Raw genomic sequence first — 16,113 nt, 5'->3', positions numbered from 1 at the left:
TATATCGATTCTAAATAAATAAATACATTCTCAGTCTATATACAAGATGTTGAAAAACAGTATTTTAACGAAAATAACTTGAGAAACTCCAAAAATGGGCTGTTCAACTACTTAAGTTTGAAAAATAGAAGTTGGGTAGTACATTTGTGGGGAATTTTGGAGTCCTTGAAAAAAATCGGAAAAACAAAATAAAATTATGTCTATCAAACGCTCATTCCTGGGGGTGCCTATTTATTTAGGGTCTTTATTGCTGGCTTTGTTCTTGTTTGCGGGAACCTACAGCCATGCTGCTCACCCCGATGTTCCAGATAGTGAAGACGCCATCAAGGCGGGAGAGGCTATTTTCAACGCCAATTGTAAAACCTGCCACAAACTTGACCAACGCTACACTGGTCCTGCTCTTCGAGGTGTTACCGAACGAAGAACGTTGGATTGGGCAAAAAATTTCATCGTAAATTCTCAGGCACTTATTCAAAGTGGAGATGCACAGGCTGTGGCCCTTTTTAGGGAGTATAACAATATTGTGATGCCAGCCCACGATTTTTTGAGCGATATGGAGGTAATGAACCTCTTGTCCTATATAGAATACGGTGGGAAAGAGGATGCTTCGGCGCAAGCAGCCGCGGGAGCCGATGGGGCTGCTGGGGCAAGTGGAGGTATTCCGAGCGAGTACTTGAGCATAATCGTTGGTGTCCTGATTTTGGTCTTGGTATTAATCCTTGTGGTATTGGCCTTGATCGTTTCTGTTCTTACCAAGTACTTAAATACCAGTGAGAAAGTTTCTGAGGAAGATAAGGCGTTTATCAACCAAAAAGGTGATATCAAAAAGGTGTTGACTAGTGATGGGGTTATCGTGATCGTAACTACGATTGTAATGGCCTTGGTAGTGAAGACCGCCATCGACGGCTTGTATGGCATCGGTATTCAGCAAGGGTACGCGCCGACTCAGCCGATCGCCTATTCCCATGAACTGCATGCAGGAAAATATGAGATTCCCTGTCAATATTGTCATACAGGAGTAGAGATAGGGAAATCAGCGAATATTCCATCAGCGAATATTTGTATGAACTGTCATATGCATATTCAGAACGTGGATGGTAAAGAGGGTGTTTCCCCAGAGATTGCCAAACTTTATGATGCATATGACAACAATCGGCCTATCGAATGGGTGCGTATCCACAACCTACCTGATCTAGCTTATTTCAACCACGCACAGCACGTAAAAGTCGGCGGTATAGAGTGCCAGACCTGTCATGGCCCGATAGAGGAAATGGAGGTAGTTTATCAGCATAGTGCGCTTACAATGGGATGGTGCATTGATTGTCATAGGAATACCGAAGTAAATGCCCAGGGTAATCAGTATTACGATAAGTTAGTACAACTACATGCCGACTCCAAAGATGCTCTCAAGGTGAAAGATATCGGGGGATTGGAATGTGCTAAGTGTCACTATTAAGTTTAATCTTTACGAAAATCTTTTCTGATAGAAAATGAAAGATAATAAGAAGACATACTGGAAAGGGTTGGAACAACTAACCAACGACCCGGAGTTTGTAAAGAACGCAGATAGGGAGTTTCCTGAAAACCTACCTTTGCACAAGACCAATGACGATGGCACACCATCCCGCAGGGATTTTCTAAAATTGATGGGCTTTAGTTTGGCAGCGGCATCTCTTGCTGCTTGCGAGGCTCCGGTAAGAAAGGCTATTCCTTATGTGAACAAGCCAGTAGACCTCGATCCTTCTGTTCCCAACTACTACGCCACTTCGTTTGTTTCGGGAGGTGACTATGCTTCGGTTGTGGTTAAGACCCGAGAAGGCCGCCCTATTAAAATAGACGGTAACGATCTTTCCCCCATCACCCGCGGAGGCACTAATGCGATCGTGGAAGCCTCAGTTCTCTCACTCTATGATAAGCAGCGTTATGCTGCACCGCAAATAGGAGGTCAGGCTTCTGACTGGGCTACTTTGGACGGTGAATTGGGAGGAAAACTACGTGGGGCAGGATCGATAAAGATTGTCACCAACACTATTTTGTCTCCTTCTACTGAAAAGGCAATCGCTGCGTTTGCAGAGGCCATGGGGGATGTGGAAGTCATCACCTATGACCCTATCTCCAACTATGGCATCACCAAAGCCAGTGAATCTTATTATGGAGTCAGCGCGCTTCCTTCCTACCATTTCGATAAGGCAAAGGTTATCGTCAGTTTTGCGGCTGACTTTTTGGGTACGTGGATTTCGCCAATTGAATTCTCCAAACAATACAGCAAAGGGAGAAAGATATCCAAGGGAAATGCCAACATGTCCCGCCATTTTCAATTTGAATCCAACCTGTCATTAACCGGCGCGAATGCCGACTACAGAACCCCCATCCGTGCCTCTCAGAGTGGCTTGGCTGTGTTGGCTTTGTACAATATGATTGCCAGAAAAGCAGGGATAGCAACTGTTTCCTCTGCTGCCGTAGAGGTAGCCCATTTGGAGAAGGCGGCCAATGAACTATGGGCGAACAGAGGTTCTAGCTTAGTGGTTTCAGGATCAAATGATCCTAATGTCCAAGTGGTTGTGTTTGCGATCAATGAGTTGCTTGAAAACAACGGATCTACCGTTGATTTTTCAAAAGCGGCTCATTTCCGAAAGGGAGATGATTCCAAAATGAACAAGTTTGTGGCCGATTTGGCTGCAGGCCGCGTTGGAGGGGTTATCTTTTACAACTGTAACCCGGTTTATGATTTTGCGCAGGGTGTAGCCCTGGCAGATGCGATAGGGAAAGCTAAAGTGTCAGTATCAACTTCTGAGGCGAGAAATGAGACGTCTTCGTTGGTGCAGTACGTAGCCCCAGATCACCACTATTTGGAAAGCTGGAATGACTTCAACCCCAAAACGGGTTCTTATAGCTTATCACAACCGACTATTTCCCCTCTTTTCAATACCCGTCAGGCTCAGGATAGTTTCCTGAAGTGGGCCGGAGTTGGTACTACCTATTACGACTTCATACGCTCGAATTGGGAAGCGACGCTTTTTGCTGGGCAAGACGAGATTTCCGATTTTCAGCAGTTTTGGGATACCTGCCTTCATAACGGTGTATTTGAGGTTGGCGACGGAGAATCCTCTCCTGTTGAAGTGGTTGGCAGCATAGAGACTGCAGCAGCCGCAGTAGCAAAAAGCTACCGTGCCGATAATAGTGGCGTTGAGCTGGTGACCTATGCCAAGGTTGGTATAGGTAGCGGGACATTTGCCAATAACCCCTGGCTTCAGGAGATGCCTGATCCTATTTCAAAAGCAACATGGGATAATTACCTTACTGTTTCGCAGCGATGGGCGAACGATAATGGTCTCAAGATGTTCGAGGGGGCGACCAAGACAGCAAAACTAACTGTAAATGGCCAGTCAATCACGGTTCCGGTACTTGTTCAACCCGGTCAGGCAGATGGAACGGTTGGTCTGGCGCTCGGTTACGGACGAGCCGTTGCAGGCAGGGTTGCGGAAGGTGTAGGTGTTAATGCCTATGCATTGCTCAGTGCCCCTCAGGGATTTGTTAATTACGATGTCACCGAGGGTGTTAGTATGGAATTGACAAGTGAAACGTACCGTATCGCCCAGACACAAACCCATCAAACATACATGGGCCGTGAGTTTGTGGTACAGGAGTCTACTTTACCGGAATACAAGGAGAACCCAAGTGCAGGCCGATATCATCCTGAGATTTACAAAGAAGGTGAATTTTTGAAACCTTCCAAGATTTCTCTTTGGTCCGGTCACAAATACAGCCAACATCATTGGGGTCTTGCAATAGACATGAATTCCTGTACGGGATGTTCTGCATGTACAGTTGCCTGTCAGGTAGAGAACAACGTAGCAGTTGTGGGTAAGCAGGAAGTGCTGAATAGGAGGGAAATGGCCTGGATACGAATAGACAGGTATTATAGTTCTCCTGAAGGAGCCACTGGAAATAAAGAACTTGAGCAGGCAGCTGACAATCCAGAGGTGGTGTTTCAACCGATGATGTGCCAGCATTGCAATAATGCTCCCTGTGAAACGGTTTGTCCGGTAGTGGCTACGACTCACAGTTCTGAGGGATTGAACCAGATGACCTACAACAGGTGTATCGGTACCCGTTATTGCGCGAATAACTGTCCGTATAAAGTACGACGTTTCAATTGGTTCAAGTACCATGACAATAAGGATTTTGCTGGTGTGAATACACCTCAAAATGACGATCTTGGAAAAATGGTATTGAATCCTGACGTTACCGTTCGGGCAAGGGGCGTGATGGAGAAGTGCTCCATGTGTGTACAGCGAATCCAAGCTGGTAAGCTAACCGCAAAAAAAGAGCGTCGAAAGATCCAGGATGGTGAAATCAATGTGGCCTGCGCGATAGCATGTCCTTCGGAAGCGTTGGTATTTGGTGATATGAACGACCCTGAATCACGCATCTATAAGATGTTGCAGATTAAAGAAAATACCGATTCCGCCGTGAAGGAGGTGAATGAGGAACGTGCTTACCACGTGTTGGAGGAGATCAATGTGAGTCCGAACGTTTGGTACTTCACCAAAATCAGAAACAAGGATAAAAACGAAGCTTAATTTTATATAATTACAGAGATATGCAGGTTACTTCATCCGTACGAGAGCCGCTGGTTACCGGTGGTAAAACTTACAAGGACGTTACCAATGACGTTTCCCGGCAAGTGGAGGGCAAGCCCTCGGTTAGTTGGCTTTTGGGGCTGGCTGTGTCTGTCGGTACCCTTTTGCTTGGTTCTCTTGCCCTAGCTGCGACCCTTTGGGAAGGTATTGGTATGTGGGGTCTGAACAAAACAGTTGGTTGGGCCTGGGATATCACCAACTTCGTGTGGTGGGTAGGTATTGGTCACGCCGGTACCCTCATTTCAGCGGTATTGTTATTGTTCCGCCAAAAATGGAGGACATCCATTAACCGGGCGGCAGAAGCGATGACCATCTTTGCGGTTATTTGTGCTGCCTTGTTCCCGCTTATACACATGGGTAGGCCTTGGATTGGAGCCATTTGGGCCCTGCCGTTGCCTAACACCTATGGATCTCTATGGGTTAATTTTAACTCCCCGCTTCTCTGGGACGTTTTTGCGATCTCCACTTACTTTTCTGTATCCTTAGTGTTCTGGTACATCGGTTTGATTCCGGATTTTGCCACTATTAGGGACCGTGCTACGGGAATCAGAAAGGCGATCTACGGTGCGCTCAGTTTTGGATGGGATGGTGCTGCAAAGACATGGATGAGATATGAATCGGTTTCTCTCATTTTGGCCGGCCTGGCCACTCCACTGGTTCTTTCTGTACATACCATCGTATCTTTTGACTTTGCGACTTCGGTAATCCCAGGGTGGCACACAACGATTTTCCCTCCCTATTTCGTAGCCGGGGCGATTTTCTCTGGGTTTGCCATGGTGTTGACGCTGATGTTGGTTACGAGGAAAGTATTCAATCTAGAGGACTATATCACCATCACCCACATCGAATTGATGAATATCGTAATCATCATCACCGGCTCAATAGTTGGGATTGCCTACATCACCGAATTCTTCATTGCATGGTATTCGGGAGTTGCCGCGGAACAATATGCTTTCGTCAACAGGATGTTTGGCCCTTATTGGTGGGCGTATTGGTCTATGATGACCTGCAACGTGATTTCACCTCAATTATTTTGGTTCAAGAAAATCCGTACTTCTATCGCGGCTACCTTTATTCTATCCATTGTGGTTAACATAGGAATGTGGTTTGAGCGATTTGTAATCATTGTTACCTCCTTGCACCGGGATTTTCTACCATCATCCTGGGTTATGTTTTATCCGACCATCACGGATGTTGGGGTTTATATGTTTACGTTTGGTTTGTTCTTTACCTGTTTCTTACTGTTTGCGAAATTCTTCCCTGTAATCAACATGGCAGAGGTTAAGTCGGTATTGAAATCTTCGTCAGAAAAAGTAAAATAAATGATCATGGAAAAAGATAAAAACTTTGTACTTGGAGTCTTTGACGATGAGGATGTATTGCTTCATGCTGTAAAGCAAGTAAGAGGTAGTGGTGTGAAAATCCATGAGGTGTATTCTCCTTATCCTGTACACGGATTGGATGAAGAGTTGGGCTACAAAAGAAGCCGCCTTCCCATTGCCGCCTTTTTGTTTGGAATGCTTGGCACTACGCTAGCTCTTACGATGCAGTTTTACATGATGAAATTCGATTGGCCCATGATTATAGGTGGAAAGAATTACGCATCCTTGCCTACTTTTATCCCTGTCACTTTCGAAATGACCGTATTATTGGCAGCGTTTGGCATGGTAGGGGTTTTCATGGTTACCAGTAATCTCAAGCCTTGGGGAAAACCTAGGATCTACGACCTCAGAAGCACAGACGATAAGCATATAATGGCGATCGACTTGGCGAGCAACGGTGCGTTGGCGCAGGATGCGATAGTTGACGTGCTCAAAAATGCGGGTGCAACCGAGGTGAATAACAAAAGTTTTGACTAAGTAATCTGGGACAAATGAAAATAACGACATCTATATATCTAACAGTTGCAGTGGGAATAGGCCTGAGCTTAGCCTCTTGCAGTGCTTCAGGTGATTATCCCGGTACAGAGTATGCGCCACAGATGTATCACTCTGTTGCTTACGAGCCACTCACCCAAATTACAAACGAAGAAGAGGGCAAATGGCTTTCCAATCGGGAAGATGGAAAGGGAGAGTTTTTTAATAGCAACATCAACAATCCTCACGGGATGAATATGAGGGAACCGGTGGCAAATACCGTTCCTAGAAATAAAAATGGCATTTTGCCTTACAGGTTGCGTATTGCCGACCTCGAGGGGTCAGCTTTGGTAGAGAATCCTGTTGAGCTTTCGGACGAAGTATTGGCCGAGGGAGGACAGCTATATATCCAGTACTGTTCTGCCTGTCATGGCGCTCAGGGTGAAGGAGACGGCAAAGTGGGTGAGGTAATCGGAGGTGTGGCCAATCTTAAGGGGGGTGCTTACAAAGAGTTGCCAGAGGGGCACATCTTTCACGTGATCACCCATGGCAAGGGTAGAATGGGTGCCCATGGATCCCAGATGTCCATCGAAAGAAGATGGAAAATCGTGCACTATGTTAAACAAGAAATTCAGAAATAAGAATGGCACAGGTTTCAAATTACAATCTTGATCAGAAATTTGATTTTACCGATGCGATCCGAAAGTCGGTAATCACATTAGGGTTGATCGGTGCCGGGTTGCTCGTTGTCGGCATAATCGCTGCTATGTTTGGTGGGCATGCGCATGGAGATGACGCAGGCGGGCACGCCTATCACTGGACTCAGCGTCTTTGGGCTAACCTTTGGATCAATAATGTATACTTCACCGGTATCGGGATCATCGGCGTATTCTTTTTTGCGATTCAATATGCAGCCCAGGCGGGTTGGTCTGCTCCGCTTATCCGCGTAATGATTTCCTTTGGCCATTGGCTTCCAATAGCTGCGGGTCTTATGATCGTCACGTTTTTTATAGCTAGCCATGACCTGTTCCATTGGACGCACAGCTATATTTATGATAAGTCCGACGTAGCGAATTACGACAAGATCATAGATGGAAAGGGAGCCTTCTTTTATTGGCCTATGGAAAAAGGTTCTTTTCCCATATTTTACATTCTGAGAATGGTTTTGTTCTTCGGGTTTTGGGTTTTCTTTTTTAATAAATTGAAGTCACTTTCCGATCAGGAGGACTTAAATGGTGGAACGACCTATTGGTTTCAGCTTAGGAAGTGGTCTGCTATTTTCTTGGTTTTCTTTGCCGTTTCTTCCTCTATCAGCGCATGGGATTGGATAATGTCTATTGATACACACTGGTTTTCAACGCTGTTTGGCTGGTATGTGTTTGCCTCCTGGTTTGTAGCTGGATTGGCTGCCCTTACGCTTTTTACGGTGTTTTTGAAGGATTTGGGATACCTTCCTATGGTCAATCAAAATCATATTCATGACTTGGGAAAATTTGTTTTTGCCTTTTCAATTTTCTGGACATACCTATGGTTTTCGCAGTTCCTTTTGATCTATTATGCGAATATCCCTGAAGAGTCGGTATACTTTGTAGAAAGGTTGACAAGTGATGTGTATGGTGGGTTTATATTTGTAAATATCATCATAAACTTTGTGCTTCCCTTTCTGGTTTTAATGACAAGGGATGCAAAAAGACACTCGGTGTTTCTTAAGCTTGTATGTACGTTGATACTGTTCGGTCACTGGTTGGATTTCTTTCTTATGGTTCAGCCCGGTACACTAGGTCATAACGGCGGTCTTGGTTTTATGGAAATTGGAATGTTGCTGGTTTACGCGTCCGCCTTTATTCTAGTGGTGTTTACCAATCTGGCCAAAACAAGGTTGGTAGCGAAGAATCATCCTATGTTGGAAGAAAGCCTTCATCATCACATTTAATAATTATCCGAAAAAAATAATATTATGTACGGATTTCTCATTACGATTGGTGTTGTTCTTTTGCTGTCCGTTATCTGGATGGTGTTTAGAGTTCAAACCTTGATCTCAGTAGCCAAGGGCACTGAAGGAAAGTTTACCGGGAATACGAATAAGGTAAATGCGTTTCTAATGATGTTTTTCCTTATTGGTACTGGTATACTTATGTTCTGGTATTCCATAAAGGAGTTTGATAACTATCAGCTTCCATTGGCTTCTGAACATGGTGCTGTGACCGATCGGTTGTTTTGGATTACTATGGCGGTCACTGGGTTCATTTTTATCCTGACCCACATATTGTTGTTTTGGTTCAGCTATAAATATCAATACAATGAGAAAAAGCGGGCTACTTATTACCCTGACAATAACAAGCTTGAAATTGTTTGGACCTTGGTTCCTGCGCTCGTATTGACGGTGTTGGTTATTTCCGGTTGGAGAGCGTGGACTGATATAACATCCCCCGCACCTGAAGGAGCACACGAGGTTGAGTTGATGGGGTATCAGTTTGCATGGGAGATTAGGTACGCAGGTAAGGACGGTATCATGGGTGATTTTGATTACCGTTTGATCAATGCTACCAATTCTCGTGGTATTGACTTTTCTGACCAGAATTCCAGAGACGACTTTCCTTCTCAAACTGTTGTGATCCCCAAGGGCGAGCCGGTTTTGTTCAAGATACGAGCGAGGGATGTTTTGCACTCTGTTTTCGCTCCGCACATGAGGCTGAAGATGGATGCTGTTCCAGGGATGCCGACCAGGTTTTGGTTTGTACCTACAAAAACTACGGCGGAAATGCGGGCTGAACTCGGTGACGAGAGCTTCGAGTATGAGATAGCCTGTACAGAGGTATGCGGAAGTGGCCATTTTTCAATGCGCAGGGTGATAACCGTGGTTGAGCCTGATGAGTATAGAAAGTGGTTTAACGAACAGAGGACTTTCGTAGAAGCAAATCCCAGTTTAGTCCTTGACCTGCCCAAAGGACAGGACAATCTTGCGGAGACATCATCATTTGATAGCAAATAACATTAATAGGTAAGAATATGGCGGTAGCTAACGTAGCAGCACATGGTGTTTCAACACACGACGATCACCATGATCATGAGCACAAAGATAACTTCGTAACGAAGTATATTTTCTCCACTGACCATAAGATGATCGGTAAGCAGTTTTTGATTACCGGCATATTTTGGGCGTTGATTGGGGGTTTCCTTTCCATCCTTTTCAGGCTTCAGCTTGGTTTCCCTGAAATGAATTTGGAATTTCTAAGGCCGATCCTAGGTGGATGGATTACTGAGACAGGGCAGCTGGATCCAAACTTCTACTTGGCACTGGTGACGATGCACGGGACCATCATGGTGTTCTTTGTATTGACTGCAGGGTTGAGCGGGACGTTTTCCAACTTCTTGATCCCTCTGCAAATAGGTGCGAGAGACATGGCTTCTGGATTTATGAATATGCTGTCTTACTGGTTCTTTTTTGTATCTGGTCTCATCATGTTCATCTCTCTCTTTATCGAGACAGGGCCGGCTTCTGGTGGATGGGTGGTTTACCCGCCGCTTTCTGCTCTTGAGCAAGCGATGCCTGGATCAGGGCTTGGAATGACGCTTTGGCTCGTAGCTATGACGTTTTTCATCGCCTCTCAGTTATTGGGCGGGATAAATTATATTACCACCGTAATCAACCTTCGCACAAAAGGTATGTCCTTTTCGAGGTTGCCACTTACTGTATGGGCTTTCTTCTTGACCGCCGTTATAGGTCTTTTGTCTTTTCCCGTACTATTTTCGGCGGCTTTGCTTTTGGTATTTGATAGGAGTTTTGGAACGAGTTTTTATCTGTCAGATATCTACATAGGAGGCGAGGCTTTGCCAAACACAGGAGGTAGTGCCGTACTTTATCAACATCTCTTTTGGTTCCTAGGGCACCCTGAGGTGTATATTGTACTTTTGCCTGCTCTTGGTATATCCTCCGAAGTAATTGCTACCAACTCCAGAAAGCCTATTTTTGGTTACAAAGCGATGATCATTTCAATGCTTGGAATTGCCATCCTTTCCTTTGTGGTTTGGGCGCACCATATGTTCGTGTCGGGAATGAATCCTTTCTTGGGTTCTATATTCATGTTTCTGACACTTATTATAGCGGTTCCTTCCGCGGTGAAGGTGTTTAATTATCTTACTACGTTATGGAAGGGTAATTTGAGATTTACAACAGCAATGATGTTTTCGATTGGTTTGGTCTCCTTCTTTATTTCAGGGGGCTTAACGGGTATATTTCTAGGTAATTCGGCCATTGATATTCAGTTGCACGACACCTATTTTGTGGTTGCCCACTTTCACTTGGTGATGGGGTCTGCTTCTTTCTTTGGCTTGATGGCTGGTGTTTATCATTGGTTTCCCAAATTCTTTGGCAGAATGATGGATGAAAAATTGGGTTCTCTCCATTTCTGGTTAACCTTTGTCGGTGTTTACATGGTGTTTTTCCCCATGCATTACATTGGTATTGCTGGGTTCCCAAGAAGGTACTATAGCTGGTCAACCTTCTCCTTCTCTGATATGTACACAGACCTGAACATGTTCGTTTCTGTTGCCGCTATCATCACGTTTGCTGCACAGTTTATATTCCTGTTCAATTTCTTCTACAGTATGTACAGGGGGCGCAAGGCATCATTGAACCCTTGGCAGTCCAATACGCTGGAGTGGACTACTCCTTTACATCCCGGACATGGAAATTGGCCTGGTGAAATTCCTGCAGTTTATCGTTGGCCTTATGATTACTCTAAGCCTGGTGCAAAGGATGATTTTATCCCACAAACCGTTCCTTTGTCTGCAACTCCGGAATCTAATCTCCCCCATGAAGAGCGATTGGTGAAGTTGGAGAAAGAAATTATAGCTGAAGAACAGGAGGTCTTGGTGGGGCAAGAATCCAAGAGTAGCCACTAAGAGATAAAGGGTTGAGCCAAGGTTGCTTAACGTGTTGGTGTTTCTGTAGGTCTTTAAGTGGTTGGATTCAATCAAAAAGCTTGGGAGTTAGAGCAGGTGGTTGTCGCTTGTTCTAACTCCTAAATAATTATTAATGAGGTCTAGTTGGTAATAGAGGGATCTCCGTTATATCTCTAGATCTTTTTGAAATATTTCTTCGTGAATTTCCCTTTCAGGCAGTATGCTTTTGGGACTCGATTAATTTGGTCACCTTTATCGTTTTCTAGGTAGTAGGAGGCATTATCCGGACATCGTTGGTTAAAATGAACAGTGTAAATATTTCGGAAAACACAATTTTGAATATTTTGGCAGTTAGAGTGCGAGCCTATCTTGATTTGCTTAAATTTAGGTTGTCGGCACTTGTTACATTCTCTGCGGTATTCGGATTTGTATTAGGACATTCTTCGCCAGGATTCTCATGGTCGGGTCTGATTGGTTTGATTGTTGGTGGCTTCCTGATAAGCGGAGCCTCTGGCGCGGCAAACGAGATATTGGAACGTGACCTTGATCGGTTAATGAAACGGACTCAATCAAGGCCCTTGCCGATGAATGTGGTTTCGGTGTTGGAAGCTCAATGGTTCACTATTTTGGTTGCGTTGGTTGGTGTTTTTACCCTCTGGGTGTTTACTAATCCGTTAACAACTTATTTGGGCATATTGAGCATGGTGCTGTATGTTTTTGTGTATACACCGCTTAAACGTGTGGGACCTATAGCTGTCCTTGTCGGTGCTATACCGGGTGCTATGCCTCCTTTGCTGGGTTGGACAGCCGCGACTGGCGCGGTTACCTATGAAGCGTTGATTATTTTTGGTATCCAGTTTATTTGGCAATTTCCTCACTTCTGGGCGATTGCTTGGGTAAGTGACGACGATTATAAGCGAGCGGGTTTTAAGCTTCTGCCCTCCGGTGGGAAGAAGGACCTAAATACAGCGATTCAGATCATGGTTTATACCTTGTTTCTGTTGCCGCTTGGATTGCTGCCTACTTATTTTGGGTTGACTGGTCTTCATTCAGGCATTGTAGCAACTGTGTGTGGCGTATTGTTCCTTGCCCAGACTTTTTCCTTGATGCGTGATTGTTCCCATAGATCTGCATTGAAGATTATGTTTGGCTCATTTCTCTATCTGCCAGTTGTGCAGATTGCGTATCTCTTGGATAAGGTGAACTGATGGAAGATAAGCTCGTATATATCGAAGAGGCAGAGCAGCCGCTTTCGATGCATCCCAAAAAGTTTGCATTGTGGTTGTTTATCGTTACGGTGGTAATGATTTTCGCTTCTATGACCTCAGCTTACATCGTCAGACAGGCAGAGGGCAATTGGTTGGAGTTCGACCTTCCGAGTGTGTTTTGGTACACGTCAGCGGTGGTTGTTCTAAGCAGTTTCACGCTTCACTGGGGATATTTATCTGCAAAACGTGATAATCTAGATCAGTTGAAAGTAGCATTGGCCGCTACGGTTGTACTTGGTTTGGTATTCTTGGTTGGACAGTGGTACAGTTGGGTGGCTCTTGTCGATAGGGACGTCTACTTTGTGGGTAATCCCGCGGGTTCCTTTCTGTATGTTTTCACCGGATTGCATGCATTACATTTAATCAGTGGTGTGATTTTTCTAATTATTGTATTAATTTCGTCCTTCAAATACGAGGTGCATTCTAAGCAAATGGCGCGAATGGAAATGTGCGTTACCTATTGGCATTTTCTGGGAGGGTTGTGGTTGTATTTGTTCATGTTTCTTATGTTGAATCATTAATTTGTCTTTAAATTATACATTATGTCATCGACTGCGATAGAAATCAACTCTAAGAGGGGTGTATGGGGGGGTGGAAACGAACCATTAAAAGCAAGCTACGGTAAGCTTATGATGTGGTTTTTTCTTCTTTCAGACATTTTTACTTTCGGGGCCTTTTTGATCACGTACGGAGCGATACGGATGAGTTATCCCGCATATGTTGGAAGCTCGGCGGATTTTGTCAGTTCCAATGAATACTGGCCCATTCCTGAAATGATCTTTGATGCGATACCGTTTGTACACGGTGGGCACTTTCCATTGGTCTTTGTCGGTTTGATGACCTTTATTTTGATCATGAGTTCGGTAACTATGGTCTTGGCAGTTGAGGCAGGTCATCGCAATGACCGTAACGATGTTACTAAATGGCTTCTTTGGACGCTACTTGGCGGGATTACTTTTTTGAGCTGTCAGGCTTGGGAATGGTCTCACTTTATACATGGAACGGACAACGGAACAGCGCTGACCTACGTAAACTCACTAGGAAGAGTGGTTTCTGAAACGGTATATGGAGCAAATCTGATCGTGAATGAATATGGCCCTGCGCCGTTTGCACAATTGTTTTTCTTTATTACCGGGTTCCACGGCTTTCACGTCACTATTGGTGTCTTTCTTCTCTTTCTGGCGTTTTATCAAGCAGCCGTAGGTATCTACGAGCGAAGAGGGCACTATGAAATGGTGGAGAAGATCGGCCTTTATTGGCACTTTGTTGATCTTGTTTGGGTGTTTGTCTTTACGTTTTTCTATTTGATCTAACCTTATTTAAAAGTTTATATTATGGCTTCAGGAGAAAATAAAAGGGCGCTGGAAGTAATCCCCAGGGATAAAGCGAAAATTAAGAAAATCTGGATGACTGCCTTGTTGTTACTTATCATCACAGCGGTTGAGTTTTTGTTCGCTTTTACCATGCCAAGAGGTATTTTGTTGTACGTTATATTCATCGTGTTGACGATTGTCAAGGCTTACTATATTATGATGGAGTTTATGCACCTGGGAGAGGAAGCAAAGCCGCTTTTTTACTCCATTATAGTCCCTTTGATCTTCCTTATTTGGTTGGTAATCGCGTTGATGAAAGAGGGTGCTGATATTCTCCACATGCGTTGGTAGGATGAAAAATCTTCAAGAATATTTGACAGGTTGAAGGAATCTTCAACCTTTTTTTTTGTTTACTAGATGGTATGAAAGGATTGAGGTTTCTTCAGGTAATGGTATTGGCATGTATTATCATGATTCCAATTCTCATTATCTTATTTCTAAGGGGTTTTTCTACGAATACCTATTCTATTCCTGTTTTATATGAGAATGGCGTGGAAGATCCCTACAATGAGTGTTCCTATGATAACGAGGGGCAGCACACTATCCCGGCGTTTCGTTTATGGGATCAGGATTCAGTTCTACGGGGTAGAAATGAAATGAGCGGTAAGATAACGATAGTCGATTTCTTCTTCACAAGTTGTCCGAGTATCTGCCCTGTAATGTCCAAAGAGATGGAGCGTGTTCAGGATGCCTTTCGGGATGAGTCCTTGGTGCAGATTTATTCAATTTCGCTTGACCCTGACTACGACACACCGGAGGTTCTTTCCCGTTATGCAGGTCTTTACGGTGCCAAGCCTGATAGGTGGTTTTTTCTGACAGGAGATCGCAGCGAGATTTATGAGTTGGCTCGTTGCGGGTTTGTTTTGCCAGCGATCGACGGAGGCAAAAATCCAGATGATTTTGTGCACTCCGATAAATTCATTCTGGTAGATGAAGAGGGGCGAATACGAGGATACTATAGTGGAACGAATCGTGAGGGCGTAGATCAGTTAATATTGGAAACTAAAGTGTTGTTACATGGAAAGCGGTAAATTCTCAGTTGATTCATCTGGTGAGACCACGGTACTACGTTGGATCACTGTTATTTCGGTGGCTGTGCCGGTAGTGGTCGCGGTGCTGCTGTTTATGCCTTCAAAGGTTGATGTGGGTGCGGACTGGGTTTATTTTCTTCCCCATTTGAACGCTGTGATCAATAGTGCAGCTACCGTTGCCCTGTTACTTGGCGTTGTATTTGTCAAACAGGGTAACTTAGCCTTTCACAAGGCGGCTATGACGGTAGCTTTTGCATTGGGAGCCATTTTCTTGGTTTCCTATGTGGTTTACCACGGTACAGCAGAGAGTACGTCCTTTGGGGGAGATGGGTGGATTCGTCCGGTGTATTACTTTCTGCTAATAACCCACATCGTATTCGCGGCGGTTGCCCTATTCCCGATCCTTTTAGCCTATTACTATGGCTATGTCGATAACTTGGAGAAGCATCGTAAGATCGTTAAATTTGCATTCCCAATATGGCTGTACGTTACTGTCACAGGAGTGATTGTGTACCTGATGATCAGCCCCTATTACCCACTTTAAACCCGATTTCGGTAATATTCGTTATGTAATTTGGATAAGCTTAGGGTTCAAGGGTGGCAATATACGATTTTGGGATAGTACGGGGGGGCTTTTGGTTTACTCCTTGGGCTTGACCCGAATGGGTAGGTAGTAATTTCGGCTTGCTCTTTGTAGTAAAATAACAAATCGATCATCAACGATAAACATATGCGCACGCTTTCTAAATCCTTCTTCCTTTTTGTTATCGTCTGTTTTTCCTTTATGCCGGATCTCATTGCGCAGTGTGCGATGTGTAGGGCGACGATAGAGAATAACGTAAGCAACGGTGATACCACTGTTGGGGCTGGGTTGAACATGGGCATTCTGTATCTTTTTGCCGCTCCCTATCTGTTAGCGATGGTTATTGGTTTTTTCTGGTATAGAAATGCTAAATTGAGGAAGCGGATAAGCGTATGATTCCTGGAAAACTTTAAAAAGCAAAGCATCTTAAGGCTTTGCTTTTCTTTTGAGTATT

Annotated in this window: 15 protein-coding genes; all 15 read left to right on the top strand. The window is 44.4% G+C overall.

Features of this window, described 5'->3' with window-relative positions; genetic code table 11:
- The first annotated feature begins 196 nt into the window (after positions 1–196).
- The 15 genes from ADIS_RS20545 to ADIS_RS20475 all read left to right on the top strand — a co-directional run bounded on the left by ADIS_RS20545 (position 197) and on the right by ADIS_RS20475 (position 16,055).
- On the top strand, positions 197–1,456 hold the full coding sequence (locus ADIS_RS20545; protein WP_010856650.1) for a c-type cytochrome: 1,260 nt from the start codon (positions 197–199) through the stop codon (positions 1,454–1,456).
- A 34-nt stretch (positions 1,457–1,490) separates the two neighbouring features.
- Positions 1,491–4,583, top strand: coding sequence for a TAT-variant-translocated molybdopterin oxidoreductase (locus ADIS_RS20540; RefSeq protein ID WP_010856649.1), 3,093 nt, complete (start codon positions 1,491–1,493; stop codon positions 4,581–4,583).
- A 20-nt stretch (positions 4,584–4,603) separates the two neighbouring features.
- A complete protein-coding gene (gene nrfD, locus ADIS_RS20535; RefSeq protein ID WP_010856648.1) occupies positions 4,604–5,965 on the top strand; it encodes an NrfD/PsrC family molybdoenzyme membrane anchor subunit in 1,362 nt (453 codons plus the stop codon).
- 6 nt (positions 5,966–5,971) lie between these two features.
- Positions 5,972–6,502 (top strand): DUF3341 domain-containing protein, encoded by a 531-nt coding sequence (locus tag ADIS_RS20530; protein WP_010856647.1) that lies wholly within the window; start codon positions 5,972–5,974, stop codon positions 6,500–6,502.
- A gap of 14 nt (positions 6,503–6,516) precedes the next feature.
- Positions 6,517–7,140 carry a c-type cytochrome gene (locus ADIS_RS20525; RefSeq protein WP_035807165.1) on the top strand — a complete coding sequence of 208 codons (624 nt, stop codon included), beginning with the start codon at positions 6,517–6,519 and terminating at the stop codon, positions 7,138–7,140.
- 2 nt (positions 7,141–7,142) lie between these two features.
- Positions 7,143–8,432, top strand: a complete 1,290-nt coding sequence (locus ADIS_RS20520; protein ID WP_010856645.1) for a hypothetical protein — start codon at positions 7,143–7,145, stop codon at positions 8,430–8,432.
- A 24-nt stretch (positions 8,433–8,456) separates the two neighbouring features.
- Entirely contained in the window at positions 8,457–9,491 is a 1,035-nt protein-coding gene (locus ADIS_RS20515) for a cytochrome c oxidase subunit II (protein ID WP_010856644.1), read from the top strand.
- A gap of 17 nt (positions 9,492–9,508) precedes the next feature.
- A complete protein-coding gene (locus ADIS_RS20510; protein WP_010856643.1) occupies positions 9,509–11,404 on the top strand; it encodes a cytochrome c oxidase subunit I in 1,896 nt (631 codons plus the stop codon).
- Between the two features lie 302 nt (positions 11,405–11,706).
- Positions 11,707–12,612, top strand: coding sequence for a heme o synthase (cyoE, locus tag ADIS_RS20505; protein WP_035807164.1), 906 nt, complete (start codon positions 11,707–11,709; stop codon positions 12,610–12,612).
- Positions 12,612–13,193 carry a cytochrome c oxidase subunit 3 gene (locus ADIS_RS20500; protein ID WP_010856641.1) on the top strand — a complete coding sequence of 194 codons (582 nt, stop codon included), beginning with the start codon at positions 12,612–12,614 and terminating at the stop codon, positions 13,191–13,193. Before cyoE ends, ADIS_RS20500 begins: the two co-directional genes overlap by 1 nt.
- Positions 13,194–13,214: 21 nt before the next feature.
- Positions 13,215–13,985 (top strand): cytochrome c oxidase subunit 3, encoded by a 771-nt coding sequence (locus ADIS_RS20495; protein ID WP_035807163.1) that lies wholly within the window; start codon positions 13,215–13,217, stop codon positions 13,983–13,985.
- Between the two features lie 21 nt (positions 13,986–14,006).
- Positions 14,007–14,336, top strand: coding sequence for a cytochrome C oxidase subunit IV family protein (locus ADIS_RS20490; RefSeq protein WP_010856639.1), 330 nt, complete (start codon positions 14,007–14,009; stop codon positions 14,334–14,336).
- Positions 14,337–14,407: 71 nt separating this feature from the next.
- Positions 14,408–15,076: an SCO family protein gene (locus tag ADIS_RS20485; RefSeq protein ID WP_035807162.1), complete on the top strand. Its 669-nt coding sequence runs from the start codon at positions 14,408–14,410 to the stop codon at positions 15,074–15,076.
- Positions 15,063–15,620: a DUF420 domain-containing protein gene (locus tag ADIS_RS20480; RefSeq protein ID WP_010856637.1), complete on the top strand. Its 558-nt coding sequence runs from the start codon at positions 15,063–15,065 to the stop codon at positions 15,618–15,620. The genes ADIS_RS20485 and ADIS_RS20480 overlap by 14 nt, the downstream gene beginning before the upstream one ends.
- Before the next feature lie 186 nt (positions 15,621–15,806).
- Positions 15,807–16,055, top strand: coding sequence for a hypothetical protein (locus tag ADIS_RS20475; protein ID WP_010856636.1), 249 nt, complete (start codon positions 15,807–15,809; stop codon positions 16,053–16,055).
- Positions 16,056–16,113 lie beyond the last annotated feature (58 nt).

It is taken from the genome of Lunatimonas lonarensis (assembly GCF_000390185.1).
Lineage (GTDB): Bacteria > Bacteroidota > Bacteroidia > Cytophagales > Cyclobacteriaceae > Lunatimonas > Lunatimonas lonarensis.
The sequence above is the reverse complement of the archived record's forward strand: the minus strand, read 5'-3'. Positions and strand labels throughout refer to the sequence as shown.